Source organism: Pseudomonas sp. TE3910, assembly GCF_056279025.1.
The window spans coordinates 2193622-2218136 of record NZ_JBWBQN010000001.1 but is presented as its reverse complement, the minus strand read 5'-3'; the positions used below and the strand labels follow the sequence as shown (position 1 = coordinate 2218136).

22 protein-coding genes and 1 pseudogene are annotated in these 24515 nt (G+C 60.4%); 11 read left to right on the top strand and 12 right to left on the bottom strand.

Features of this window, described 5'->3' with window-relative positions; genetic code table 11:
- Nucleotides 1–165: 165 nt before the first annotated feature.
- Nucleotides 166–3048 carry a ribonucleoside-diphosphate reductase subunit alpha gene (locus tag ACZ9H3_RS09970; protein ID WP_102053255.1) on the bottom strand — a complete coding sequence of 961 codons (2883 nt, stop codon included), beginning with the start codon at nucleotides 3046–3048 and terminating at the stop codon, nucleotides 166–168.
- 754 nt (nucleotides 3049–3802) lie between these two features.
- Between ACZ9H3_RS09970 and ACZ9H3_RS09965 the strand changes: the two genes are divergently transcribed.
- The 3 genes from ACZ9H3_RS09965 to fhuF are packed head-to-tail and all read left to right on the top strand — an operon-like array spanning nucleotide 3803 to nucleotide 6689.
- Entirely contained in the window at nucleotides 3803–4522 is a 720-nt protein-coding gene (locus ACZ9H3_RS09965) for a response regulator (RefSeq protein ID WP_065761345.1), read from the top strand.
- Nucleotides 4519–6129 carry an ATP-binding protein gene (locus ACZ9H3_RS09960; RefSeq protein WP_476220592.1) on the top strand — a complete coding sequence of 537 codons (1611 nt, stop codon included), beginning with the start codon at nucleotides 4519–4521 and terminating at the stop codon, nucleotides 6127–6129. The genes ACZ9H3_RS09965 and ACZ9H3_RS09960 overlap by 4 nt, the downstream gene beginning before the upstream one ends.
- Nucleotides 6129–6689 carry a siderophore-iron reductase FhuF gene (gene fhuF, locus ACZ9H3_RS09955; protein ID WP_476220590.1) on the top strand — a complete coding sequence of 187 codons (561 nt, stop codon included), beginning with the start codon at nucleotides 6129–6131 and terminating at the stop codon, nucleotides 6687–6689. The genes ACZ9H3_RS09960 and fhuF overlap by 1 nt, the downstream gene beginning before the upstream one ends.
- A gap of 1 nt (nucleotide 6690) precedes the next feature.
- Here fhuF and ACZ9H3_RS09950 read toward each other — a convergent pair whose 3' ends face one another.
- Together ACZ9H3_RS09950 and ACZ9H3_RS09945 are read right to left on the bottom strand one after the other, a co-directional pair.
- Nucleotides 6691–7392 (bottom strand): 4'-phosphopantetheinyl transferase family protein, encoded by a 702-nt coding sequence (locus ACZ9H3_RS09950; RefSeq protein ID WP_476220588.1) that lies wholly within the window; start codon nucleotides 7390–7392, stop codon nucleotides 6691–6693.
- Between the two features lie 84 nt (nucleotides 7393–7476).
- Entirely contained in the window at nucleotides 7477–8274 is a 798-nt protein-coding gene (locus ACZ9H3_RS09945) for a dienelactone hydrolase family protein (protein ID WP_476220586.1), read from the bottom strand.
- 415 nt (nucleotides 8275–8689) lie between these two features.
- Here ACZ9H3_RS09945 and ACZ9H3_RS09940 point away from each other — a divergent pair, with 415 nt between their 5' ends.
- Complete coding sequence (locus ACZ9H3_RS09940; RefSeq protein ID WP_102053260.1) at nucleotides 8690–10012, top strand: dicarboxylate/amino acid:cation symporter; 1323 nt, start codon at nucleotides 8690–8692, stop codon at nucleotides 10010–10012.
- Nucleotides 10013–10084: 72 nt separating this feature from the next.
- Here the strand turns inward: ACZ9H3_RS09940 and ACZ9H3_RS09935 are convergent, their stop codons facing one another.
- Together ACZ9H3_RS09935 and ACZ9H3_RS09930 are read right to left on the bottom strand one after the other, a co-directional pair.
- A complete protein-coding gene (locus tag ACZ9H3_RS09935; protein ID WP_454240030.1) occupies nucleotides 10085–10579 on the bottom strand; it encodes a SprT family zinc-dependent metalloprotease in 495 nt (164 codons plus the stop codon).
- A 128-nt stretch (nucleotides 10580–10707) separates the two neighbouring features.
- The gene (locus tag ACZ9H3_RS09930; RefSeq protein WP_330522874.1) at nucleotides 10708–11307 is read right to left on the bottom strand and encodes a Yip1 family protein; all 600 of its coding nucleotides are present in this window, start codon (nucleotides 11305–11307) and stop codon (nucleotides 10708–10710) included.
- Between the two features lie 269 nt (nucleotides 11308–11576).
- On the opposite strand from ACZ9H3_RS09930, the pseudogene ttcA reads away from it, so the two are divergent.
- Nucleotides 11577–12403 (top strand): annotated as a pseudogene (ttcA, locus tag ACZ9H3_RS09925) (tRNA 2-thiocytidine(32) synthetase TtcA).
- 24 nt (nucleotides 12404–12427) lie between these two features.
- Nucleotides 12428–13099, top strand: a complete 672-nt coding sequence (locus tag ACZ9H3_RS09920; RefSeq protein WP_099775571.1) for a DNA-3-methyladenine glycosylase I — start codon at nucleotides 12428–12430, stop codon at nucleotides 13097–13099.
- Nucleotides 13100–13127: 28 nt separating this feature from the next.
- Here the strand turns inward: ACZ9H3_RS09920 and ACZ9H3_RS09915 are convergent, their stop codons facing one another.
- The 3 genes from ACZ9H3_RS09915 to arsC are packed head-to-tail and all read right to left on the bottom strand — an operon-like array spanning nucleotide 13128 to nucleotide 14498.
- Nucleotides 13128–13550 carry a DUF2069 domain-containing protein gene (locus ACZ9H3_RS09915; protein ID WP_065761848.1) on the bottom strand — a complete coding sequence of 141 codons (423 nt, stop codon included), beginning with the start codon at nucleotides 13548–13550 and terminating at the stop codon, nucleotides 13128–13130.
- Nucleotides 13543–14148 (bottom strand): NAD(P)H:quinone oxidoreductase, encoded by a 606-nt coding sequence (gene wrbA, locus ACZ9H3_RS09910; protein ID WP_065761847.1) that lies wholly within the window; start codon nucleotides 14146–14148, stop codon nucleotides 13543–13545. The genes ACZ9H3_RS09915 and wrbA overlap by 8 nt, the downstream gene beginning before the upstream one ends.
- Entirely contained in the window at nucleotides 14145–14498 is a 354-nt protein-coding gene (gene arsC, locus ACZ9H3_RS09905) for an arsenate reductase (glutaredoxin) (RefSeq protein ID WP_102053264.1), read from the bottom strand. The genes wrbA and arsC overlap by 4 nt, the downstream gene beginning before the upstream one ends.
- An 86-nt stretch (nucleotides 14499–14584) precedes the next feature.
- Here arsC and ACZ9H3_RS09900 point away from each other — a divergent pair, with 86 nt between their 5' ends.
- Nucleotides 14585–15049 carry a TlpA disulfide reductase family protein gene (locus ACZ9H3_RS09900; RefSeq protein WP_099775570.1) on the top strand — a complete coding sequence of 155 codons (465 nt, stop codon included), beginning with the start codon at nucleotides 14585–14587 and terminating at the stop codon, nucleotides 15047–15049.
- A gap of 87 nt (nucleotides 15050–15136) precedes the next feature.
- Here ACZ9H3_RS09900 and ACZ9H3_RS09895 read toward each other — a convergent pair whose 3' ends face one another.
- The 4 genes from ACZ9H3_RS09895 to ACZ9H3_RS09880 all read right to left on the bottom strand — a co-directional run bounded on the left by ACZ9H3_RS09895 (nucleotide 15137) and on the right by ACZ9H3_RS09880 (nucleotide 19829).
- Nucleotides 15137–15541, bottom strand: coding sequence for an META domain-containing protein (locus ACZ9H3_RS09895; RefSeq protein WP_099776761.1), 405 nt, complete (start codon nucleotides 15539–15541; stop codon nucleotides 15137–15139).
- Nucleotides 15538–15975 carry a hypothetical protein gene (locus ACZ9H3_RS09890; protein WP_099775569.1) on the bottom strand — a complete coding sequence of 146 codons (438 nt, stop codon included), beginning with the start codon at nucleotides 15973–15975 and terminating at the stop codon, nucleotides 15538–15540. Before ACZ9H3_RS09890 ends, ACZ9H3_RS09895 begins: the two co-directional genes overlap by 4 nt.
- Nucleotides 15976–16006: 31 nt before the next feature.
- Nucleotides 16007–16996 carry a 2-hydroxyacid dehydrogenase gene (locus ACZ9H3_RS09885; RefSeq protein WP_476220581.1) on the bottom strand — a complete coding sequence of 330 codons (990 nt, stop codon included), beginning with the start codon at nucleotides 16994–16996 and terminating at the stop codon, nucleotides 16007–16009.
- A gap of 67 nt (nucleotides 16997–17063) precedes the next feature.
- A complete protein-coding gene (locus tag ACZ9H3_RS09880) occupies nucleotides 17064–19829 on the bottom strand; it encodes a response regulator (RefSeq protein ID WP_476220579.1) in 2766 nt (921 codons plus the stop codon).
- Nucleotides 19830–20044: 215 nt separating this feature from the next.
- Between ACZ9H3_RS09880 and ACZ9H3_RS09875 the strand changes: the two genes are divergently transcribed.
- From ACZ9H3_RS09875 to rlmD, 4 genes are read left to right on the top strand one after another with little or no spacing between them, the layout of a single operon-like run.
- Entirely contained in the window at nucleotides 20045–20761 is a 717-nt protein-coding gene (locus ACZ9H3_RS09875; protein ID WP_102053267.1) for a response regulator transcription factor, read from the top strand.
- Nucleotides 20762–22174: a sensor histidine kinase gene (locus tag ACZ9H3_RS09870; protein WP_305885272.1), complete on the top strand. Its 1413-nt coding sequence runs from the start codon at nucleotides 20762–20764 to the stop codon at nucleotides 22172–22174.
- Between the two features lie 34 nt (nucleotides 22175–22208).
- Complete coding sequence (cysM, locus tag ACZ9H3_RS09865; RefSeq protein WP_065761440.1) at nucleotides 22209–23111, top strand: cysteine synthase CysM; 903 nt, start codon at nucleotides 22209–22211, stop codon at nucleotides 23109–23111.
- A complete protein-coding gene (rlmD, locus tag ACZ9H3_RS09860; RefSeq protein ID WP_330522868.1) occupies nucleotides 23111–24469 on the top strand; it encodes a 23S rRNA (uracil(1939)-C(5))-methyltransferase RlmD in 1359 nt (452 codons plus the stop codon). The genes cysM and rlmD overlap by 1 nt, the downstream gene beginning before the upstream one ends.
- Nucleotides 24470–24515 lie beyond the last annotated feature (46 nt).

Sequence of the window (24515 nt, the reverse complement as noted above, 5' to 3'; positions counted from 1 at the left end):
CGGGTACAGCAGTGCACGCAAAACTTTTGAATGCTTGAGGGGGAGGCCCCTCTGGTGGGCTGGAGCGGGTGGTGCTCCAGGCCTTTGTATCTGGTGGCGAAGGGGGCTGCCTGGCAGCCCTTTCGCCGATAAGGCCGACTCCTGTCGGAGCCGGCCGTGCGCACCTTATTGGCAGGCTTCGCAGTCAGGTTCGTCGATCGCGCAGGCCTTAGGCACGGGTGCAGGCGCCGGGGCGGTTTGCACCGGGGCGCTGTCGCCACCGCTGGACACGGCGTTGAGCTTGCCGGTGTTGATGGTCGATTTCTCGGTGCTGGTCGCGGCCAGGGCACGGAGGTAGTAGGTGGTTTTCAGACCACGGTACCAGGCCATGCGGTAGGTGACGTCCAGTTTCTTGCCCGAGGCGCCGGCGATGTACAGGTTCAGCGACTGAGCCTGGTCGATCCACTTCTGGCGACGGCTGGCAGCGTCGACGATCCACTTGGTTTCCACTTCGAAGGCAGTCGCGTAGAGCTCTTTGAGTTCTTGCGGGATGCGCTCGATCTGCTGAACCGAACCGTCGTAGTACTTCAGGTCGTTGATCATGACCGCGTCCCACAGGCCGCGAGCCTTCAGGTCGTGAACCAGGTACGGGTTGATCACGGTGAACTCGCCCGACAGGTTCGATTTCACGTACAGGTTCTGGTAGGTCGGCTCGATGGACTGCGATACGCCGGTGATGTTGGCGATGGTCGCGGTCGGCGCGATGGCCATGATGTTCGAGTTACGAATACCTTTCTGAACGCGTGCGCGAACCGGTGCCCAGTCCAGGGTCTCGTTCAGGTCGACGTCGATGTACTTCTGGCCACGGGCTTCGATCAGGATCTGTTGGGAATCCAGCGGCAGGATGCCTTTGGACCACAGCGAGCCCTGGAAGGTCTCGTAGGCGCCACGTTCGTCGGCCAGGTCACAGGAGGCCTGGATGGCGAAGTAGCTGACCGCTTCCATGGAGCGGTCGGCGAACTCGACGGCTGCGTCCGAACCATAAGGAATGTGCTGCAGGTACAGCGCGTCCTGGAAGCCCATGATGCCCAGACCGACCGGGCGGTGCTTCATGTTCGAGTTGCGCGCCTGCGGTACCGAGTAGTAGTTGATGTCGATCACGTTGTCGAGCATGCGCACAGCGGTGTTGATGGTGCGCTGCAGCTTGGCGGTGTCCAGCTTGCCGTCGACGATGTGGTTCGGCAGGTTGATCGAGCCCAGGTTACATACCGCGATCTCGTCCTTGTTGGTGTTCAAGGTGATTTCGGTGCACAGGTTCGAGCTATGGACCACGCCCACGTGCTGCTGAGGGCTGCGCAGGTTGCACGGGTCTTTGAAGGTCAACCATGGGTGACCGGTTTCGAACAGCATCGAGAGCATCTTGCGCCACAGGTCTTTGGCCTGGACGGTCTTGAATACCTTGATCTTGTTGTACTCGGTCAGCGCTTCGTAGTACTCGTAGCGCTCTTCGAAGGCCTTGCCGGTCAGGTCGTGCAGGTCTGGTACTTCCGAAGGCGAGAACAGGGTCCACTTGCCGTCATCGAAGACGCGCTTCATGAACAGGTCAGGGATCCAGTTGGCGGTGTTCATGTCGTGGGTACGACGACGGTCGTCACCGGTGTTCTTGCGCAGCTCGATGAATTCTTCGATGTCCAGGTGCCAGGTTTCCAGGTAGGCACAGACAGCGCCTTTGCGCTTGCCACCCTGGTTTACGGCAACGGCGGTGTCGTTGACCACTTTCAGGAACGGTACGACGCCCTGGGACTTGCCGTTGGTGCCCTTGATGTAGGAACCCAGCGCACGTACTGGCGTCCAGTCGTTGCCCAGGCCACCGGCGAATTTCGACAGCATGGCGTTGTCGTGGATCGCGTGGTAAATGCCCGAGAGGTCGTCCGGGACGGTGGTCAGGTAGCAGCTCGACAGTTGTGGACGCAGGGTGCCAGCGTTGAACAGGGTCGGGGTCGAGGCCATGTAGTCGAAGGACGACAACAGGTTGTAGAACTCGATCGCGCGGGCTTCTTTGTCTTTCTCTTCCAGCGCCAGGCCCATGGCCACACGCATGAAGAACACCTGTGGCAGTTCGAAACGTACGCCGTCCTTGTGGATGAAGTAACGGTCGTACAGGGTCTGCAGGCCCAGGTAGGTGAACTGCTGGTCGCGTTCGTGGTTGATCGCCTTGCCCAGTTTTTCCAGGTCGTAGTCGGCCATGGCTGGGTTGAGCAGTTCAAACTCCACACCTTTGGCGACATAGGCCGGCAAGGCCTTGGCGTACAGGTCGGCCATTTCGTGGTGGGTCGCGCTTTCGGCAACCTGCAGGAAGCCCAGGCCTTCGGCGCGCAGGGTGTCCATCAGCAGGCGAGCTGTCACGAAGGAGTAGTTCGGCTCACGCTCGACCAGGGTACGGGCGGTCATCACCAGAGCGGTGTTGACGTCCTTGATGGCCACGCCGTCGTACAGGTTCTTCAGGGTTTCACGCTGGATCAGTTCGCCATCGACTTCGGCCAGGCCTTCGCAGGCTTCCGAAATGATGGTGTTCAGGCGGTTCATGTCCAGAGGCGCCAGGCTGCCATCGGCCAGGGTGATACGGATGCTTGGGTGTGGCTGTACCGCTACGTCGCTGTTGCTGCGGGTGGCTCGTTCCTTGGCGCGCTGGTCGCGATAGATCACGTAGTCGCGGGCTACTTTCTGTTCGCCAGCACGCATCAGGGCCAGTTCGACCTGGTCCTGGATTTCTTCGATGTGGATGGTGCCGCCCGATGGCATGCGACGCTTGAAGGTCGCTGTCACTTGTTCGGTCAGGCGGGCAACGGTGTCGTGGATACGCGACGAGGCAGCAGCAGTGCCGCCTTCAACTGCAAGGAACGCCTTGGTGATGGCAACGGTGATCTTGTCATCGGTGTAGGCGACGACAGTACCGTTACGCTTGATCACACGCAGTTGGCCCGGAGCGGTGGCAGCCAGATCCTGGTTCGAATCAGCGGCCTGCGGCGCCTTGGCCTGCGGGTTCTCGCGAGTTGTGTCGGTTTGCATGGGGGTCTCCACGTTTTCTATGTTTGTTTAGGCACCGGGTAGGTGCCAACCGTTCCGTCCAAAAGCTCGACAACCGACCCGCAGGCATACGCAAGGGCAGCGTGCGGGGCAGGGCTTACCTACTTCGGGACAGATCAGGAAAAAGGGGCAATCGCTCGCCGCTCCCTGGCCGAAGTCAAAGGTCTCGGGCCGGGGCCCAAAACTGTTGCTGTCGGATGTGCCCTAGTGTGCAACACCCGTACCCGAAACAAGCCCTCTGGTGAACTTGCAACGGTCGCCTCCGCAGGAGCGGTTTGGCTGCTGATTTCTTTCAAAGTTCAAGCAAAAAAAGCATTTTGCAAGGCTTGAGTTTAATGCTCGACTTGTGCTTGGGAATTATGTGAAAACCCAAGATATAGTGTTTTGTTTCGATAGGGATACAAGATAATGCGGTATCGGGGGTATTGCAAGGCGATGCTCTGTGGATAACTTGTGCGTATTTTGTGAGTGATTCCGGGCAACGCCTTGTAGGCCGCGTCTCACCGCCATTGTGCCGTTGGTCACTCTTTTTTTACGTTGGCGACGCCCCGAACACGGAATTTTGCGGGCGCGAACCCTATCACAAAAAGCCCCATTGTCCAGCGCTCCTGGCACGGCTTTTCAGTGCCGTTGGTGGCGGTTGGAATGTGTGGGTTCGCGTCGTAGTATCCGGTGCCATTATTGCCCATTGTTGACGGGCGGTCTTCCAAGAACAACAAGCCCAGCAGAGGTGTCCGTGGAGCAGCAGCGCAGTCAGGTGTTGATCGTCGAGGATGACCAGCGATTGGCCGACCTCACGGGCGAGTACCTGCAGGCCAACGGCTTTGAGGTAGCGGTGGAGGGCGACGGTGCCAAGGCGGCCCAGCGCATCATTGATGAGCAGCCTGATCTGGTGATCCTTGACCTGATGTTGCCTGGCGAGGATGGCCTGAGCATCTGTCGCAAGGTACGCCCGCGCTATGCGGGGGTAATTCTGATGCTCACCGCACGCAGCGACGATCTTGATCAGGTGCAGGGGCTGGACCTGGGGGCCGACGACTATGTGGTCAAGCCCGTGCGTCCCCGCTTGTTGTTGGCCCGGATCAATGCTCTGTTGCGTCGCAGTGATGCCCCCAGTAGTGAGCACCAGGCATTGGTGTTCGGCCCGTTGCGGGTCGATAACACCCTGCGCGAGGCTTGGCTGCGGGGCGCGAGCATCGAGTTGACCAGCGCCGAGTTCGACCTGCTCTGGCTACTCGTGAGCAATGCCGGGCGTGTGTTGTCCCGCGAGGAGATCTTCACCTCGTTGCGAGGTGTGGGTTATGACGGTCAGGACCGCTCTATCGATGTGCGTATTTCACGCATTCGCCCCAAAATCGGTGACGATCCAATCCATCCGAAGATGATCAAGACCCTGCGCAGCAAAGGCTACCTGTTTGTAGCCGAGGCGGCCCAGGCCATGGGTCGTGAGGCATGAACTCGATTTTCCTGCGCATCTACGGCGGCATGCTGAGCGCTCTGGTGCTGGTGGCAATGCTCGGCGCCTTGAGCCTGCACCTGCTCAACGAGGTGCGCGCGGATCAATACCGTGAGCGGCTTGCTCACGGGACCTTCACCCTGATGGCTGACAACCTGGTGCCGCTCAGCGAGGTGGAGCGTACGCGTGCGCTGGCGATCTGGGAGCGCTTGCTGGGCATTCCCTTGGCGTTGGAGTCCTTGGCCCACACCGGGCTCGATGGGCGTCAGCGTAGCTTGTTGCAGCGTGGCCAGGTACTGGTAGAGAAGACCGGGCCTCATGCGGCCAGGGTGATGCGTCAGGTTGGCGACCAGCCGTTTTTGCTCATGGGTGAAGTCAAGCAGATCAGTGAGCAGTTGGCCCGCGCCACGATTTACCTGCTGGCGGATGAGTTGGTGCGTTATCCGGTTGCGGAGCAGCCTGGGCGGCTTGCGCAATTGAAGGAAGCCAAGGGTTTTGGCTTTGACCTGCGCTTGCTTTCGATGACCAAGGCTGACCTGGATGACGACCAGCGTCGACGGGTCGAGGAGGGCGACACGGTGATGGCCCTTGGCAAGGACGGTGACTCGATTCGTGTATTTTCCGGCCTTGCCGGTACGCCCTGGGTGCTGGAGCTCGGTCCGCTGTACCAGATGAATGCCTACCCACCCCAGTTGCTGGCAGTGATTGCCGTGCTGGGCTTGTGCCTGATTGGTTTGATCGTCTATTTGCTGGTGCGTCAGCTGGAGCGTCGCCTGTCGACCCTGGAGTTTGCTGCCACACGCATTGCCCAGGGTAGCCTGGAAACCCGTGTGACGGCCGATGATGATGACTCGGTTGGACGCTTGGCTGCGGCCTTCAATGGTATGGCGGAGCATTTGCAACGGTCGTTGAGTATTCAGCGTGAGCTGGTGCGTGCCGTGTCCCATGAGCTGCGCACGCCAGTGGCCCGTTTACGTTTCGGCCTGGAGATGATCGCCGGGGCCAGTAACGATCAGGCTCGGGAAAAGTACCTGGAGGGTATGGATGGTGACATTCAGGACCTCGATAAACTGGTCGATGAGATGCTCACCTATGCCCGTCTGGAGCAGGGCTCACCGGCGTTGCATTTTCAGTTGATCGACTTGGATGCCCTGCTCGACCAGGTGATCGCCGAGCTGGCGCCATTGCGTCGCGAGGTGAGCGTGGTTCGCGGCCCCTGCCAAATGGCAGAAGAGGCTGACGGCGCATGGGTAGAAGCGGAGCCACGCTACTTGCACCGGGCTTTGCAGAACCTGGTGAGCAACGCCATGCGCCATGCTGAGTCACAGGTCTGCCTGAGCTATCAATTAGGTGCCCAGCGCTGCCGGATTGATGTGGAAGATGATGGTCCGGGCATCCCCGAGCCTGCCTGGGACCGAATCTTTACCCCCTTTACTCGCCTCGACGACAGCCGCGCCCGGGCTTCCGGTGGGCACGGTCTGGGCTTGTCCATCGTACGCAGGATTATCTACTGGCATGCAGGGCGGGCCTCGGTCAGCCGTAGCGAGCGCCTGGGTGGGGCGTGTTTCAGCCTGAGTTGGCCGCGTAGCCAGGCCTCTGGTGCATAATGAAGCAGACCGTGACGCTGAGTGAGCTGCTACGTCCGGCGTACTTTCGCAGGCTGCTGCTGGCGCTCTATGGGCCTGAGTTGATGCCAGCCCAGTTGCCTGTGCTGGTGTCGCAGTGGTCCAAGTACTATTTCGCGCTGTTCTGGCGCGAGGCCGTGTCAGCCCGGTGTGCCGGGCGAGGGCTGGCGCTGCCGAACAATGTCGGCGTGAGCCTGGACGATCGTGGTCTGCCGTTGGCGTTTGAGCCGCTGGCTGCAGGCAGCGATAGCTTGCAGGCCCTGTTGGAGCACCACCTGACGCCATTGGTCCAGCAACTGGCAGCCTTGGGCTCGGTGCCGGTTGCCGTGCTCTGGGGGAATGCTGGCGATTGCCTGGAGCAGTGCCTGCAGGCCCTGGAGGTCGACCTCGTTGAGGCGCGTGACCTGCTGGATCGCCCTGGCGGCCCGTTGTTTGCGGCAGTCAGCTACGATGCGCACGGCCTGCGGCGTCGGCGAACCTGTTGCCTGAGTTACAAGGTGGCGTGGGTGGGGCACTGTACGCACTGCCCGCTCAACCCCTGACTCAGATGCTGACCAAGGTCAGGACCTGGTCATTCTGTATGCTGAACTGGCCTTCCAGCTCGTGGCCCTGGCGCCAGTCAGTGGACAGGTCTTTCAACAGGCGCAGGCGTGCATGGCCATCGGTGGACCACTCCAGCACCTCCGCGTGTTCAAAGTAGAAGCGCTGCTGCACGATAGGGTAGAGGGCCTTGAACAGGCTTTCCTTCAGGGAAAAGGTCAGGGTGACCGCCAAGGCAGCCAGGTCTGGGTCCATTCGGTGAAGTTCATCGGCTGTGAGGATCTCTGCGGCCAGGCGCTGAGCGCGTTCGTGGCTGAGCAGGGTTTCCTGATCCAGGCCAATGCCCGCGCACTGGTGACTAGGGGCAACCACCGCAGCGGCCCAGCCGTGGCTATGGGTGATGGATCCGCTGATATCGCTTGGCCAGATCGGCGCACGGTCTTCGCCGGTACCGGGGGCGTACTCCCGACCATCCAGCGCTTGCAGTGCTGCACGGGCGCAGACCCGGCCAGCGAGGTACTCGGCCTGACGCTTGGCCACCGAGCGTTGCAGGCTGCTGGTGTGTTCTATACCCGCCAGGACGAAGTCATCGGCAGCCAGTTGAGCGGGGTCGAACGAGCAACTGACCAGTGCTGCGCCGGGTACTGCGCGAGGCAGAGGCCAGTGGTGCTGGAGTGGTGCGCAGCAAGATGGGAGTCGTTTCATGGCCGTATTGTGCCGCGATCCATGGCGTCAGGCCAGTGCCCCTTCTAGTCCATCCTTTCTGCCAAAGCGCCGTCCCTCAGCACTTCAGTTCAGCGTAAACACCTTCTTCAAGAAAACCTGCAGGTCTGCCCAAGCGCTTTCGTCGGCGCTTTTGTTGTAGGCAATGTCTGGTCCGCCGTGCTCGCCGTGGCTGAGGCGGTCAGCATCCGGGTTGGTGAAGCCATGCTTGGCGCCCTGGATGCTCACGAATTCATAGGATGCACCGGCCGCATTCATCTCGTCCTTGAATTTATCCACCTGTTCTTGGGGGACCATGCTGTCTGCTGCACCGTGCTCCACCAGAATCTTGCTCTTTACGCTACCGGGTGTTGCCGGGTTGCTGGTTGCCAGCGGGCCATGGAAGCTGACGACCCCGAGCAGAGGCTCGCCTCGGCGGGCGGCATCGAGCACCACTTTTCCGCCGAAGCAGTAGCCGATGGCGGCAATTCGATTGTTGTCGGTTTGCGGTTGGATTTTTAACAGCTCTACACCGGCATCGAAGCGTTTGGCCGCCGCGTCAGGGTCTTTCATGGCCGCCTGCATGAAGGCCATGGCGTCTGCCGGGTGTTCGGTGTGCTTGCCATCGCCATACATGTCGATGGCCAGTGCGCTGTAGCCTAGCCCCGCCAACTCGCGCGCACGGCGTTTGGCATAGTCATTCAGGCCCCACCACTCGTGCACCACCACTACGCCTGGGCGCTTTTCCTCGACGCTGTCGTCATAGGCGTAATAGCCAACCAGGCGCTTGCCGTCGGCATCCTGATAGGCAATTTCGCGGGTCTGTACGGCGGCCTGGGCCAGGCTTGTGGCGCCGATCAAGGCAAGTGCGAGCAGGTAACGCATGGCGGGTACTCCTCGTTTGAGTCGATCCATCGTGTTCAGCCGCTGTTTGGACTGCGCTCAGCGACGGTTCAGGATGTCCTGCTTACTCTAGCTTCCGTGCTCCATCCTGCAACGGGTTGAGGGCGAACCCTGGCTGCGTGGGCGGATTACCGCCATTGGTTAGGTTTTTTCGCCGGTTGCGTGCGGAAATCCGCCAATGCGCAGCGTTTTTTATGCCACCTCCTAGTGCATGCAAGCCCCGAAAAACGCTGGTTCGCACCCAGAAAGCGCACGTTGGCATCGTGATTGCTAAATAGCCCTCAGAGTCCTGCCAGGCAGCTCGACAAAACAAATCCCTCCAGTGCAGGAGGGTTCGCGCTTTTGGTACCACCGCATCCTGGGAAGGATGATGGTCGGTACGCTTGAGGAATTAGCCATGACGACGCGTCAGCCGCTGTACAAATCGTTGTATGTCCAGGTGATCGTAGCGATCACCATCGGTATCCTGCTGGGTCACTTCTATCCTGAGACCGGCGTGGCGCTCAAGCCACTGGGTGACGGGTTCGTGAAGCTGATCAAGATGGTCATCGCCCCCATCATCTTCTGCACCGTGGTCAGCGGCATTGCGGGTATGCAGAACATGAAGTCGGTTGGCAAGACCGGCGGCTACGCGCTGTTGTACTTCGAGATTGTCTCCACCATCGCACTGATCATTGGCCTGGTTGTGGTCAACGTGGTCAAGCCGGGTGTTGGCATGCACATTGACGTGTCGACCCTGAACGCCAGCAGCATCGCGGCCTATGCCGCAGCGGGCGCACAGCAGACCACCGTTGGCTTCCTGCTCAACATCATCCCGAACACGGTCGTCGGTGCCTTCGCCAACGGCGACATCCTGCAAGTGCTGATGTTCTCGGTGATCTTCGGTTTCGCCCTGCATCGCCTGGGCGCTTATGGCAAGCCACTGCTGGACCTGATCGACCGCTTCGCCCATGTGATGTTCAACATCATCAACATGATCATGAAGCTGGCACCGGTCGGTGCGTTCGGTGCCATGGCCTTCACGATCGGCCAGTACGGCGTGGGCTCGCTGGTTCAACTGGGCCAGTTGATGGTCTGCTTCTACATCACCTGTGTGGTGTTCATTCTGGTGGTGCTTGGCGGTATCGCCCGTGCCCACGGCTTCAGCGTGGTCAAACTGATCCGCTACATCCGTGAGGAACTGATGATCGTGCTGGGTACTTCGTCTTCCGAGTCGGCCCTGCCACGCATGCTGATCAAGATGGAGCGCCTGGGTGCGAAGAAGTCGGTTGTCGGCCTGGTGATCCCAACCGGTTACTCGTTCAACCTTGACGGTACTTCGATCTACCTGACCATGGCTGCCGTGTTCATTGCTCAGGCCACCGACACCACCATGGACATCACGCACCAGATCACCCTGTTGCTGGTGCTGCTGGTTGCCTCTAAAGGTGCTGCTGGCGTGACCGGTAGCGGCTTCATCGTTCTGGCCGCTACCCTGTCGGCCGTTGGCCACCTGCCGGTTGCCGGTCTGGCGCTGATCCTGGGTATTGACCGCTTCATGTCCGAAGCCCGTGCTCTGACCAACCTGATTGGCAACGCCGTGGCGACAGTGGTAGTGGCCAAGTGGGTCAATGAACTGGACGAAGACAAGCTGCAGGCCGAGTTGGCCTCTGGTGGCACGTCGATCATCGACACCCGTCCAGTCGATGACCTGGGTGTGGCTGAAGGCGCTGCCCGCTAAGCATTCTGGGGTGTGCTCATCGCCGGCAAGGTCGGCTCCTCATGCAGGAGCCAGCCTTGCCGGCGATGTCGTTTATTCCACCCGTGTTTCCCCACTGAACACCAAGGTCTGCCGACAGCGTCTGCACAGATAGCGCCGCCCTTGGCGTACCAGGCCATGGCGCTGGGCAGAGAAGGGGAAGTCGCTACCTGCGCAGGGGCAGCGGTAGATATAGCGGGTCATGCTACGGCGCTTTATCGCGTAGTTGTGACAGCGATTCGGCGGCAGTTCGTAAACCCCGCGCATGATCAACTGCCACTCTTCGCCATGGGGCTGAATGCTGCCTCCGAACAGTTGGTGGGCAACCAGGTGGGCCACTTCATGGGCGACAGTCTGTTTCAGGAAGTCTTCACGGTTTTCCATGTACAGCTGCAGGTTGAAGCGCAGCAGGTTCTCATGCAGATGTGCCACGCCGGCCTTCTGCCCACGCAGCTTGAAACTGACTTCGGGGCGCTGGAAGGGGCGTTTGAAAAAGGCTTCAGCCTGCTGGAAACAAGTTTCGACGCGGGATTTGAGTTGCTCGGGCATATCGGGGAACACTCCTGACCGGCGATTATGCCGCAACCTGAGCATTACTGCCGAGACCGCCGGTCCATGCACGGCATCAGGCCGCCTTGCGGCGGCCTGAGGTTTGTTGCACCTATGTTGCTGTGTTTCTAGTTGGTATAGACGGGGCCCACGCCCAGTCCCCAGACGATTACCGTGAAGGCCATGATGGCTACCAGCACCACCAGTCCCACCGCCAACACTGAACTCGAAAACAGGAAGCCTTCGTCCGAGGGTATGTTCATGAAGGTCGGCAGGCCTACATAGAGCAGGTAGACCGTGTAGCAGATGGCTGCCGTGCCGACAATCATCCCCAGCCACAGGTGTGGGTAAAGCGCCGCCAGACCACCGACGAACAGTGGGGTGGCGGTGTAGGTTGCAAACGCGATGCATTGCGCCAGGCTGGGGTTGGCATCATAGGTGCGGGCCATCCAGTGGACGAACGCGCCCATGACGGCAACACCGCCAAGCATGGCCAGGTACGACATGATGCTCATCCAGAGCGCGCTTTCCATGGTCAGCATGACGGGCGCACGCTCGCCGATGACCCAGCCTACCTGGGTAGTGCCGATAAATGCCGATACGGCGGGAATGGCCGCCAGTATCAACGTGTGGGTCAAGTACATGTGGCTGATGCTTTCCTCTTCGCCACGAATCTCTCGCCATTCCTGATCGGGATGGGTAAACAGCCCCAGAACGTGATGGATCATGCCAGTCACTCCTTTCGTTGTTGCCATCGCCCCCCAGAGGAGCGCTTGCTGGCCCGAGGTTCGGGCCATACGACCAGGTCACATACACGGTGGCCCTATGTGGCAGTATAGGAAGGAGTTCGCTGCATAAAACCGGGTTTTTTAGAGCAAATTGCGCTGTCAGGCGATGTATTAATCACGATGCAGTCTTTATCGGATTGGCCTACGCCGCCAGTCGGTTTATGCGTAAAATAGCCGGCTTTTGTCATACCTCGCGGATTCCAAGCGCTATGGGCACCCTTTCGGTCAATCAGAACAAACTGCAAAAACGCCTTCGCCGCCTGGCGCGGGTGAGGCTGTCACCGACTTCAACATGATCGAAGACGGTGACAAGGTCATGGTCTGCCTGTCGGGCGGCAAAGACAGCTACACCATGCTCGATGTTCTGCTGCACCTGCAGAAGGTGGCACCGATCAAGTTCGAGATCGTTGCGGTGAACATGGACCAGAAACAACCGGGGTTCCCCGAGGACGTGCTGCCGGCCTACCTCAAGACCTTGGGTATCGAGTACCACATTGTCGAGAAGGACACCTACTCGGTGGTCAAGGAATTGATCCCGGAAGGCAAGACCACCTGCTCGCTGTGCTCGCGCCTGCGTCGTGGCACCCTGTACACCTTCGCTGACGAAATCGGCGCGACCAAGATGGCCCTGGGTCATCACCGTGATGACATTGTCGAGACATTCTTCCTCAACATGTTCTTCAATGGCACGCTCAAGGCCATGCCGCCAAAACTGCTGGCCGACGATGGCCGCAACGTGGTCATCCGGCCGTTGGCCTACTGCAGCGAGAAGGACATTCAGGCCTACTCGGACATGAAAGAATTCCCGATCATCCCGTGCAACCTCTGTGGTTCGCAGGAAAACCTGCAGCGTCAGGTCGTCAAGGACATGCTTCAGGAGTGGGAACGCAAGTCGCCGGGGCGTACCGAGAGTATCTTCCGTGGCCTGCAGAACGTGGTGCCGTCGCAACTGGCCGACCGCAACCTGTTCGATTTCGTCAATCTGCGCATCGACGACACCGCGACGCCGCGTTTCCTCGACGTGCTGAACATCTGACGAACCACTCGGCAAGGAACCGCCATGCGTGATTATCAATGGCTGCATGAGTACTGCCTGAACCGATTCGGCTCTGCCGCTGCACTGGAGGCGTATCTGCCGGTGCCGCGCACCCCGGCGCAGTTGCGTGCGATCAGTGACGACCGTTATCTGTCGACCCTGGCCCTGCGCGTGTTTCGTGCCGGGCTCAAGCACAGCCTGGTCGATGCCAAGTGGCCGGCGTTTGAGCAGGTATTCTTCGGCTTCGACCCGGAAAAGGTCGTGCTGATGGGCGCTGAGCATCTGGAACGGTTGATGCAGGACACCCGCATTATCCGTCACCTGGGCAAGCTCAAGAGCGTGCCTCGCAATGCGCAGATGGTGTTGGATGTGGCAAAGGAGAGGGGGAGCTTTGGCGCCTTGATCGCCGACTGGCCAGTGACTGACATCGTCGGTTTGTGGAAGTACCTGGCCAAGCATGGCAACCAGCTTGGTGGCTTGTCGGCACCCCGTTTTCTGCGCATGGTCGGCAAGGATACGTTTATCCCTACCGACGACATGGTTGCGGCCCTTGTGGCTCAGGACATCATCGACAAGGCGCCGACCAGCCTGCGGGACCTGGCGCGGGTGCAGGCGGCGTTCAATCAGTGGCACGCCGAAAGCGGGCGGCCACTGTGTCAGCTCTCAGTGATGCTGGCGCATACCGTTAACCATTGAGGTCAAGGCGGGTGGGGGATCGCTGGGCTCAGTGTTGCGCCGAGCCTTCACCCGCCAGTTTGCGGTCATACTGAAACCGCCAGCGCACATACAGCAAGGCGCTGATGAACAGCGCCAGGCTCAGCAGCACTTCCAGCCAGCCGAACAGTGCCCGGTCCGGGACGAAGGTGGCCTGTACACCGCTGATGAAATACAGGTTTACCACGAAGCAGATCCAGGCATGAGCGCGGGCACTGCCCAGCAGTATGCCCGGCATCAGTATCAGCAACGGTACCAGTTCGACGCCGAGAATCACCCAGGAGCGCGCGCCATGCAGCTCGGCGAACAGCAGGGTGTTGACGCTCAACAGGGCGATCAAGCCGACGAATGTCGCCAGGCTCAGCGCCCGGCTGATACGCACACGTGGAGCCAACCACTCCAGTGGGGGCAGTACTTTCGGCTTCTTAGCCACGGCCGTTCTCCAGTAGCGTAGCGGTGCTCGCCAAGCGTTGGCCTAGCGCCCGGCACAGGGCGATTTCATCGGCGTCCAGGGCGCGCTTGCCGTCAGCTCCGGCGTGGTGGCTGGCGCCATAAGGGGTGCCACCTCCACGGGTTTCCAGCAGTGCCGACTCGCTGTAGGGCAGGCCCATGATCAACATGCCATGGTGCATCAGCGGCAGCAGCATGGACAGCAGCGTCGATTCCTGGCCGCCATGCAGGCTGGCAGTGGAGGTGAACACCGCGGCGGGTTTGCCGACCAGGCCGCCGCTCAGCCAGAGGCTGCTGGTGCTGTCGATGAAGTACTTGAGAGGTGCGGCCATGTTGCCGAAGCGAGTCGGGCTGCCCAGTGCCAGGCCGGCACAATTACGCAGGTCGTCAAGGCTGGCATACAACGCACCGTTTTCCGGGATGCTCGGGGCAACGGCTTCGCACTCGCTGGAAATGGCCGGTACGGTGCGAATACGGGCTTCCAGGCCGCCCAGTTCAACGCCACGGGCAATCTGCCGGGCCATCTCACTGGTGGAGCCATGGCGGCTGTAATACAGAATGAGGATGTAGGGCGTGCTCACGAAAGGATCTCCAGCACCTTTTCGGGTGGCCGGCCAATCACGGCGTTGTCGCCCGCGACCAGAATCGGTCGCTCGATCAGTTTCGGGTGGCTGACCATGGCGGCAATCAGTTCATCTTCGGATAGGGCAGGGTTTGCCAGGTCGAGGCTCTTGTACTCGTCTTCGCCACTGCGCAGCAGTTCACGGGCTGTCATTCCCAGTTTGCCGAGCAGGCTGCGCAGCGTCGCCGCGTCGGGTGGTGTTTCCAGGTAGCGTACTACGGTTGGCGCCAGGCCACGGGCCTCGAGCAGTTCCAGCGCACCACGGGATTTGGAGCAGCGTGGGTTATGGTAAAGCGTCAAGTCGGTCATGTTCGGGTCGCATCCAGCATGAAGTGGCGGCTATTCTAACCGCAGCGACTTCGCATTTTGCTTGAATATTCAATAAGGATTGACCCATGACAAGGCGATTGGCAGCAGTACTGGCGATCACTACGAGCCTGTTGCTCGGCGGTTGCGGCGCAGACTATGGGCTGGATCAAAATGGCCGCAAAGTGGCGGCCGAACACGTGGATGGGCGTTGGCTGGTGCTCAACTATTGGGCTGAATGGTGTGGCCCGTGCCGTACGGAGATTCCGGAGCTCAATGCGGTGGCCAAAGACCTGCAGGCCAAGGGCGTGACGGTGCTCGGGGTGAATTTCGACGGCCTGCGCGGTGATGAGTTGAAAAAGGCCAGTGATGCGCTGGGGATAGGGTTCACCGTGCTTGCTGACGACCCGGCCGAGCGCTTTGAGTTGCCGCGCAGTGAGGGTTTGCCGGTCACCTACATCATTGATGACAAGGGCAAGGTGCGCGAGCAGTTGCTGGGTGAGCAGACCGCAGCGGGCATTACCGAGAAGCTGACCGCACTCAAGGGCGCCTGATCCGTCGGTATCCCGCGCAGCCAGGCAGTGGTTTGCGCGTCCCTGCAGGGGCCAGCAATGCCGGCCCCTGCAGAACATGACGGGTACTTAGCCTTCTTCAGGCCAAAAACGCAGTGGCTTGCCTTGTGCTGGCCAGAACCGTACCTGTTCGATTGGCGAGATGTCCCAGCGTTGTACCTCTCCCAATGCCTGCAGGAAACGTTGCTCCTGTTCCATCAGTGCCGGTGCGCAGCGCTTGCGGGTGCTGCCAATTTTACCGAAGCTCAGTTTGTTTCCGTCCAACTGATACGGCGCGAACCAGTGGTTGCAGCCCGCATTGCCATACGCCCGGCCATCGGCTGCCAAGGTCAGCGTCAGGTGGCTGTAGTCCATCAGTGGCCGTTCGCCAATCCATTCCAGTATGTAGCTTTGCTCCTGCTCCAGCTTCATTGGTTCGGCAGCGCAGCCGACCAGGCCTGCGGCTGCCAGGGCCGATAACAGAAGTTGTTTCACTGCGCCTGCCCCCGGCATTTCGGGCACGTATGTTTGTCGCCCTGGGTGGTCCAACCCAGTTCGGCAATACGCGCCACGGCGGCGGGTTGTTGGGCCTTGTTGCCCAGCTTGGCGTCTACAGCGAACTCGAAGTCGAGGCTGGCCTGGCAGCTGTCGCAGTTGACTTGCCACTGATGGATCGCCAGTTCGCCGAAGACCGGGCCACTGGCCACGGCTACCCATTGACCGGGCGGGTTGATCAGGTGGCGTACTTTTTCCACGGTCAGGCGCATTGACAGGGTCTTGCTGCCCTTGAGGGTCACCAGCAAGACATCGTCATTGTGGATTGAGCCACCATTGCCAGTGACCTGGTAGCGACCTGGTGCCAGAGAGCGGCATTCGATCAGGGTGTGTTGCGGATTAAACAGGTTGTAGCGGAAATCGTGTTCGACCATGGGTCCTCCAAATCTGCCGCGTATCCTAGCATCAACCTTCGACCAGATTCTGCGGATTCCCGACCGCCCAGCGGGCAATGTTCTCCAAGGTGGTCTGGGCAATGGCGGCCAGGGCTTCATGAGTAAGGAACGCCTGGTGGGCGGTGATGATCACGTTGGGGTAGGTCAGCAGCCGCGCCAGCACATCATCCTGTAGAGGTTGGTCGGAGCGATCTTCAAAGAACAGCTGTGCTTCTTCCTCGTAGACGTCCAGGCCCAGGTAGCCGAGTTGGCCGCTTTTCAGGGCATCACTCAGAGCTGGGGTGTCCACCAGCGCGCCACGGCCGGTGTTGATCAACATCGACCCGCGTTGCATCAACGCCAGGCTCTGCTGATTGATCAGGTGGCGGGTTTGCTCGGTCAAGGGGCAATGCAGGCTGACGATGCGTGCCTGAGCCAACAACTCCGGCAACGGCAGGTAGCGTGCGCCAAGGTCCTGCATTTGAGGGTTGGGGAAGGGGTCGTAGGCCAGTAGCTGGCAGCCGAAGCCGGCCATGATCCGTGCAAAGGCCAAGCCTATCTGGCCGGTACCGATCACCCCGACGGTTTTGCCGTAGAGGTCGAAGCCTGTCAGCCCATGCAGGCTGAAGTCGCCTTCGCGGGTGCGGTTATAGGCCCGGTGCAGGCGTCGATTGAGGGCCAGAATCAATGCCACGGCGTGTTCGGCGACGGCGTGCGGTGAATAGGCCGGTACGCGCACCACGCTCAGCCCCAAGCGTTTGGCCGCCTTCAGGTCAATATGGTTATAGCCGGCCGAGCGCAAGGCGATCAGCCGCGTGCCACCGGCCGCCAGATGCTCCAGCACCGGTGCTGATAAATCATCGTTGATGAAGGCGCAGACAATCTCATGGCCTGCCGCCAGCATGGCGGTAGCCTCGGTCAGGCGCGCAGCCTGGAAGTTCAGGGTCAGCCCTTCCATGGCGGGCGCGGCACGGAAACTCTCCTGGTCGTATGTCTGGCTGCTGAAAAATAGTGCGCGCATGGCAAAGCTCCTTGGCATCGAATGCCGCCAGTTTAAACAACAGCCACGCCGCTGGCTTTGCCTCAGGTCAGACGCTCAGCCGCGCCTGGGCGCTGAGCCGGGCAAGGGCGCGATCCAGTTCGTCGAGGGCCTGTTGGGCTTGCGGCGCATTTTGTTTAAGTAACGTCTCGCAGCGCTGGCAGGCGGCGCGCAGTTGCGGCACACCACAATAGCGGGTGGCGCCATTGAGACGGTGAACCCGTTCGATCAGCGCGGTGCGGTCACTCGCATGGCGTGCGGTACGGATGGCATCGCGGTCGGCGTCCAGTGAGGCCAGCAGCATTGCCAGCATGTCAGCCGCCAGGTCCGGTTTACCTGCGGCCAGACGCAGGCCTTCTTCCGGGTCGAGTACTTTGAGTTCGGCACTGTCGACCGGGCGCTCGCTGAAACGTTCTACAGGCGGCTTGGCCAGTGAGAGCCCCGTCCATTTCAGCAGGACCTGGGCCAATTGCCGCTCACTGACTGGCTTAGTCAGGTAGTCGTCCATACCGCTGTGCAGCAAGGCGAGTTTTTCGTTGGCCATCGCGTGGGCGGTCAGTGCCACGATCGGTAGCGCTGCGCTATCGTTTGCGGTTTCCCAGAGACGTATTTGTTCGGTGCATTCGCGTCCATCCATGCCCGGCATCTGTACGTCCATCAGAACGAGGTCGAAGCAGTCCTCCTGTACCGCCTTGATCGCCGCGCTGCCGCTATCGACGGCCTCTACCGAGGCGCCAAGGTCTTCCAACAGTGTTTGTACCAGGAGCAGGTTGGCAGGGTTGTCGTCGACACACAGCACTTTGGGTTGGCGCTGCCCCGGCACTTGACGCGTCAGTTCTGCCTCACTTCGTCGTGGTTCGGTCAAATCCAGCAGAGCGCGGCGCAGTTTGCGGGTACAGGTTGGTTTGACCTGCAATTGGCTGTGCGGGTTCGGCAGGCAGGCTTGAAACGCGCGTTGCTCGGTGGTCGGGCACAGCACCATGGTCTGGCAACCGTGTTTTTCGAGGGTTTGCACGTGCTGACCAAGTCGCTCAGGGGACAGGTTGGCAAGGCTTACGCCGAGCACCGCCAACTCAAATGGCTGGCCGGCCAGGCGAGCCGCATCCATGCCATTGAGCAACTGATCGAGCGTGTTGAACACCGTAATGCTCAGCCCGCAGTCCTGCAGTTGGTGCTGCAGGGCCTGGCACGCCAGGGGGTGCGGGTCGATTATGGCGGTGCGGCGTCCCTGCAGCGACGATGGCGGCAGGTCTTCAGCATCATCCAGGGCTTTAGGCAAGCGTAGGCTGACCCAGAACTGAGAGCCTTCGCCCGGGGTACTGTCGACACCAATTTCGCCGCCCATCTGTTCAATCAGTCGCTTGGAAATCACCAGCCCCAGCCCCGTTCCGCCTGGCTGGCGGGAGAGGGAGTTATCGGCTTGGCTGAATGCCTGGAACAGGGCGCGCACGTCTTGCGGCGACAGCCCGATGCCTGTGTCCTGAACGCTGATGCGCAGGTGGACACTGTCCTCCTGATCATCGTCGTCATCCTCTAGCATCACACGTGCGACGATGGTGCCCTCACGCGTGAACTTGATGGCGTTGCTGACCAGGTTAGTGATGATCTGCTTCAGTCGCAGCGGGTCACCAACCAGCGACAATGGGGTGTCGCGGTAAATCACGCTGACCAGTTCAAGCTGCTTGGCGTGGGCCGAAGGGGCGAGAATGGTCAGGGTTTCCTGAATGACGTCGCGCAGGTTGAACGGAATACTGTCTAGCACCAGTTTCCCAGCCTCGATTTTCGAGAAGTCGAGAATCTCGTTGATGATGCCCAGCAGGTTGTCGGCAGACTTCTCAATGGTGCCCAGGTACTCAAGCTGGCGCGGGCTCAGCTCGCTTTTCTGCAGCAGGTGAGTAAAACCGAGGATGCCGTTGAGCGGGGTGCGGATCTCATGGCTCATGTTGGCCAGAAACTCTGACTTGATCCGGCTGGCTTCCAGGGCTTCCTTGCGCGCCATGTCCAGTTCGATGTTCTGGATCTCGATGGTTTCCAGGTTCTGGCGAACATCCTCTGTTGCCTGGTCGATGCTGTGCTGCAGTTCTTCATGGGCGTTTTGCAGGGTTTGGGCCATGCGGTTGATGCCGTCGGCCAGCTCATCCAGTTCGTAACTCCCCAGCCTAGGTAGGCGTTGCTCCAGGTTGCCGTCCTTGAGCTGGTTCACCGCATGCTTGATCTGCCCTAGAGGGCCGTTAATGGTCCGGCTTATGCGCAAGGCAACCAGGGCGGTTACAACCAGGCCGATGAAAATCAGCAGCATGCTGGCAAAGAGGCTGCGGTAGCCCCGTAGGAGTGTGCCGTCATGGGACAGTTCGACTTCCACCCAGCCGAGCAGGCGGTGGGATTCGCCGGGAATCAATTCGCCCGCCAGATCGCGATGGCGGCCAAATACCGGTAGCAGATAGCGCGTCGCGTCGCTGCCGCTGCGCTGCAACAACTGGGTTGTGTCGCCATTGGGTGCCTGGTTGAGCATGCTCGGTCCGGCATGGGCAAGGCTGCTGCGGTCGGGCGCAAGAAAACCTACCGCACGTACATCGGCTTGTTCCAGTGCCTGAGCGGCGATGCGCTCCAGTTGTGCGGGGTTGTTGCTGACCAGTGCCGGTGCCACCAGAGGGGCCAGTTGCTCCGCAATCATCTTGCCGCGTTGCAGCAGTTGGGACTGCAACTCGTTTTGCTGCAGCCAGGTGAAATAGCCACCCAGTACCAGCGCCATCAGGCTGGTCGGCAAGAGCGCGAGCAACAGCACACGGCTTCTGATACCCAATCTATTCAGCACGCCACTCTCCTGTGCTCAGGCAATTGCTGTAAGACGCCGTAAGATCCAAGTGGCGGCCCAAGTCGGAAAATTACCGCGACTATCGAAGCAATGCACTCATTTGTATCTACTTTTATCTTTTTGTGGGAATTTTCCTAGATGTTTGTCGGTAATTGGTTGCTTGATGCGTATGTAATCTGAATAATCATGTTATTGAGAATTACTAGCGTCTACCAATGAGTCCCGTAATTACGCCTGTCCCCAACATTCTTGCAATCGAAGACGACCCGATCCTGGGTAGCTACGTGCATGAACAGATGCAACGCAGTGGCTTTCGGGTGACCTGGTGCCGGGATGGCGGTGAGGGGTTGGCGCTGGCAACGCGTGAGCCTTTCGATGTCGTGTTGATGGATATCCTGCTGCCGGGATTGAATGGCCTGGATGCCTTGTCGCAGTTGCGTGCGTGCAGTTCGACACCGGTCATTCTGATGTCCGCCCTAGGCGCGGAGGCCGACCGTATCAGTGGCTTTCAGCGAGGCGCGGACGATTACTTGCCCAAGCCCTTCAGCATTGCTGAGTTACGGGTGCGGGTCGAAGCGATCCTGCGCCGGGTTGCACTGGAGCGACGCCACCAGCAACCCGAGCCGATGCTTTCAGGCGGGCTGCTGTTCGATGAGCGGATCACTGATGTGTGTTTCGAGCAGCGCTGGGCCGGGCTGACCCCCAGTGAATATCGCCTGCTGGAAACCCTTCAGCGCAATGTCGAAGAGGTACTGAGCAAGCCGTTCCTCTACCAGCAGGTACTGCAGCGCGGTTACTCCCGGCACGACCGTAGCCTGGATATGCATGTGAGCCAGATTCGCCGGAAACTGAAGCGCATTGGTTACCTGGAGCGGCAAGTGCTGACTGTTTGGGGCAAAGGCTACCGGCTCAGCGCTGTCGAGGCCGGTTAAGTGCCCGGTCGTTATTCACTGTTCTGGAAGCTGGCCGTTCTGCTGGTGGGCTTCTGCCTGCTGATGATCGCGTTGAGCTGGACCTGGGGCCGTCAAATGGAGACCCGTACAGCCTTTCTCTCAAGCACCGCACGAGCAACGCTCGAGGCGTATGCAGCAGACGCCGAACAGGCCTGGCGACGCGGCTCAGAGGCGGCGGTCGATGCTTGGCTGGAAGGTGTGCGTCGCCGTGAAGGTGTCTGGGTCGGGGTCATTGGCCGTGATTTGCAATCCCTTGGCAGCCTGCCTTTGAGTGACGCCGAAAGCCAGCGCCTGACCGCCCTGCGCGGGGTTGATTGGCCGATCAGTCGCCGCGCCACGCAGCCCCCCTGGATCAAGCTGCCTTTTCCCCTGGACGCCACTCAGGGCAGTCTGGTCATCGAGTTGCCGCAGCGATTGATGCCCCAGCGCCATGTCACGTTGCTCTGGGCCGTGGTTATCAACGGGCTGATTCCTGGTCTGTTGACGTTACTGTTCTGTGTCGGGCTCTACCGCATGTTGATCATGCCGTTGAACCAACTGCGTCACCAGGCCAACGCCTGGCGGGCCAATCAGCTTTCAGCGCGGGTAGCCAGTACGACCACCAGCCGGCGTGATGAACTTGGCGAGCTGGGGCGTGCATTCGATGATATGGCCCAACGGCTACAACGTACCGTTACTCTGCAGCAGCAGTTGCTGCGAGACTTGTCTCATGAGTTGCGTACGCCCCTCAGTCGGTTGCGTGTTGCCTGTGACTCGGAGGTTGATGAGCGGGGCTTGCGTGAGCGCTTGAGCCGCGAGGTCGACGGCATGCAGCGGCTGGTTGAAGATGCGCTGCAACTGGCATGGCTTGATGCTGAGCAAAGCCCTCTGACCAGAGAGCCGATCCAGGTTCAGGCACTGTGGGAGATGCTGGTCGAGGATGCCTGCTTTGAAAGTGGCTGGTCGGCGGATCAACTGCAGTGCTCGCTGGACGGCTCCTGCTGGGTGCTGGGTAACCTCAACAGTCTGGCCCAGGCATTGGAAAACATTCTGCGCAATGCCATTCGGCATTCACCTGCCGAAGGTGTGATTCGTCTGGGTGGGCGCCGTAGCGGCAGCCTGTGGGTCCTCTGGATAGATGATCAGGGTGGCGGCGTGGCCAAGGGCGAACTGGAACGTATTTTCGATCCTTTCGCCCGGTTGGATGGTTCACGCCCCGGTGATGGCGGCTTTGGCCTGGGGTTGAGCATCGCCCGCAATGCGCTGACGCGCCAAGGCGGGCAGCTATGGGCGCAGAATACTGATGAAGGTCTGCGGCTGCTGATGCAATTGCCTGCTGCAACCGAGCTTATAGCTCAAGGCTATAAGGAGCATACATTGCGTGATATGGGCGCACGCCGTTTGCCGGTATGATGAATACCCCCGCAGTCTGGATTGCGAATACGCCATGACCTTGCAGTACCCTACGATCGCCGATTGCGTCGGCAACACGCCCTTGGTTCGCCTGCAGCGCATTGCTGGCGATACGAGCAACACCCTCCTGCTCAAGCTTGAAGGCAATAACCCGGCAGGTTCGGTCAAGGACCGGCCAGCGTTGTCGATGATTACCCGTGCCGAACTGCGCGGGCAGATCAAGCCGGGTGACACCCTGATCGAAGCGACCTCGGGTAATACCGGGATTGCCCTGGCCATGGCAGCGGCGATCAAGGGCTACAAGATGATTCTGATCATGCCGGACAACTCCAGCGCCGAGCGCAAGGCGGCCATGACCGCCTACGGTGCCGAGCTGATCCTGGTCAGTAAGGAAGAGGGCATGGAAGGTGCCCGTGATCTGGCCGGGCGGCTGCAGGCCGAAGGCCGTGGCCAGGTGCTCGACCAGTTCGGCAATGGTGACAACCCTGAAGCCCATTACGTCAGCACTGGCCCGGAAATCTGGCGCCAGACCCAGGGCACCATTACCCATTTCATCAGCTCCATGGGTACCACCGGTACCATCATGGGCTGCTCGCGCTACCTGAAGGAGCAGAACCCGGCGGTGCAGATCGTCGGCCTGCAGCCGATGGAAGGTTCTGCTATTCCTGGCATTCGCCGTTGGCCGCACGAGTACCTGCCGAAAATCTTCGAGGCCGAGCGCGTTGACCGTGTGGTCGATATGTCCCAAGCCGAGGCAGAAGACACCACCCGCCGTCTGGCCCGTGAAGAAGGTATTTTCTGTGGCGTGTCCTCTGGCGGTGCCGTGGCGGCCATGTTGCGCCTGTCTCGCGAGGTAGAGAACGCGGTCATGGTGGCGATCATTTGCGACCGTGGCGACCGTTACCTGTCGACCGGCATTTTTGACGCTGGTAACTGATGTCCAAGAATAAACGTAATAGCGGCCTGCGCTTTCAGCCGGCCGGCGGCAGCCGTACCCCACAGGTTCCTGTTGGCAAGAAGCAGCGCCTGACACTCGAACGCTTGTCCGGCGACGGCCGTGGCATCGCATTTGTTGAGGGGCGTACCTGGTTTGTCAGCGGTGCGCTGGCGGGTGAAGAGGTCGAAGCGCGGGTGCTCAGCGCCCATGGCAAGGTGGTCGAGGCACGTCTGGAGCGCGTATTCAGCGCCAGCCCGCTGCGGCGTACGGCCCCTTGCGCGCATGCGGCCCGTTGCGGTGGCTGCAACCTGCAGCACCTGCCCCATGCCGAGCAGTTGGCGCTCAAGCAGCGCCTGCTCGCCGAACAGTTGCAGCGTGTAGCGGGCGTTGAGCCTGAGCACTGGGCACCGCCGCTGAGTGGGCCTGAGTTCGGCTACCGGCGGCGTGCGCGCGTTGCAGTGCGTTGGGATGCCCGCGCCAAACACCTGGAGGTTGGTTTCCGTGCCGAGGCCAGTCAGGATATCGTTGCGATCGATGAATGTCCGGTGCTGGTCGACGCCCTGCAGCCGATCATGCAGCAGTTGCCTGCCGTGTTGCGCGGCTTGCGCAAACCTCAAGTGATCGGCCATGTCGAATTGTTCAGCGGTACGGCGCTGGCGCTGTTGCTGCGCCATACCGCTCCGCTGGCGGAGGGCGATCTTCAGCAACTGCAGGCGTTCTGTAACGACGCTGGCGTGCAACTCTGGTTGCAGGGAGAGGGTGAGCCGACCGCGGTTGATCCGAGCCAGGCGTTGGGTTTTGTTCTTGAGCCGTGGGGCCTGGAGCTGGCTTACCGCCCAGGTGACTTCGTTCAGGTCAATGCCCAGGTCAATACCGCGATGATCGAACAGGCACTGGCCTGGTTGGCACCGCAGAATGACGAGCGTGTGCTTGACCTGTTCTGCGGCCTGGGTAACTTCGCTTTGCCACTCGCCCGACAAGCCCGCGAAGTCGTGGCGGTGGAAGGGGTGCAGACCATGGTCGAGCGTGCCGCGGAAAACGCCCGCAGTAATAATTTGCATAACGTGCGCTTTTTTCAGGCCGATTTGTCCCAACCTCTGGCAGGCATGGAGTGGGCCGGTGAGGGCTTTTCTGCGGTACTCTTGGATCCACCACGGGACGGTGCGCTTGAGGTGGTCAGAAATATTGCGAACCTGGGTGCCAAGCGTCTGGTCTATGTTTCGTGTAACCCGGCCACTCTGGCGCGCGATACCCAAGCGTTGCTCGGGCAGGGTTACCGGTTAAAGTGTGCCGGGATACTCGACATGTTTCCTCAGACGGCCCATGTCGAGGCCATGGCGTTATTCGAGGCGGGCTAGCGTAGCAAGCCCGTTCGGCGGTTGCCCCTTGGATCCGGCAGGGGCA

What these genes read in the sequence shown, in the direction of transcription:
- ACZ9H3_RS09970 (WP_102053255.1), bottom strand. Translation starts at nt 3,048, where the DNA reads ATGCAAACCGACACAACTCGCGAGAACCCGCAGGCCAAGGCGCCGCAG.
- ACZ9H3_RS09960 (WP_476220592.1), top strand. Translation starts at nt 4,519, where the DNA reads ATGAACTCGATTTTCCTGCGCATCTACGGCGGCATGCTGAGCGCTCTG.
- fhuF (WP_476220590.1), top strand. Translation starts at nt 6,129, where the DNA reads ATGAAGCAGACCGTGACGCTGAGTGAGCTGCTACGTCCGGCGTACTTT.
- ACZ9H3_RS09950 (WP_476220588.1), bottom strand. Translation starts at nt 7,392, where the DNA reads ATGAAACGACTCCCATCTTGCTGCGCACCACTCCAGCACCACTGGCCT.
- ACZ9H3_RS09945 (WP_476220586.1), bottom strand. Translation starts at nt 8,274, where the DNA reads ATGCGTTACCTGCTCGCACTTGCCTTGATCGGCGCCACAAGCCTGGCC.
- ACZ9H3_RS09940 (WP_102053260.1), top strand. Translation starts at nt 8,690, where the DNA reads ATGACGACGCGTCAGCCGCTGTACAAATCGTTGTATGTCCAGGTGATC.
- ACZ9H3_RS09935 (WP_454240030.1), bottom strand. Translation starts at nt 10,579, where the DNA reads ATGCCCGAGCAACTCAAATCCCGCGTCGAAACTTGTTTCCAGCAGGCT.
- ACZ9H3_RS09930 (WP_330522874.1), bottom strand. Translation starts at nt 11,307, where the DNA reads ATGATCCATCACGTTCTGGGGCTGTTTACCCATCCCGATCAGGAATGG.
- ACZ9H3_RS09920 (WP_099775571.1), top strand. Translation starts at nt 12,428, where the DNA reads ATGCGTGATTATCAATGGCTGCATGAGTACTGCCTGAACCGATTCGGC.
- arsC (WP_102053264.1), bottom strand. Translation starts at nt 14,498, where the DNA reads ATGACCGACTTGACGCTTTACCATAACCCACGCTGCTCCAAATCCCGT.
- ACZ9H3_RS09900 (WP_099775570.1), top strand. Translation starts at nt 14,585, where the DNA reads ATGACAAGGCGATTGGCAGCAGTACTGGCGATCACTACGAGCCTGTTG.
- ACZ9H3_RS09890 (WP_099775569.1), bottom strand. Translation starts at nt 15,975, where the DNA reads ATGGTCGAACACGATTTCCGCTACAACCTGTTTAATCCGCAACACACC.
- ACZ9H3_RS09885 (WP_476220581.1), bottom strand. Translation starts at nt 16,996, where the DNA reads ATGCGCGCACTATTTTTCAGCAGCCAGACATACGACCAGGAGAGTTTC.
- ACZ9H3_RS09875 (WP_102053267.1), top strand. Translation starts at nt 20,045, where the DNA reads ATGAGTCCCGTAATTACGCCTGTCCCCAACATTCTTGCAATCGAAGAC.
- cysM (WP_065761440.1), top strand. Translation starts at nt 22,209, where the DNA reads ATGACCTTGCAGTACCCTACGATCGCCGATTGCGTCGGCAACACGCCC.
- rlmD (WP_330522868.1), top strand. Translation starts at nt 23,111, where the DNA reads ATGTCCAAGAATAAACGTAATAGCGGCCTGCGCTTTCAGCCGGCCGGC.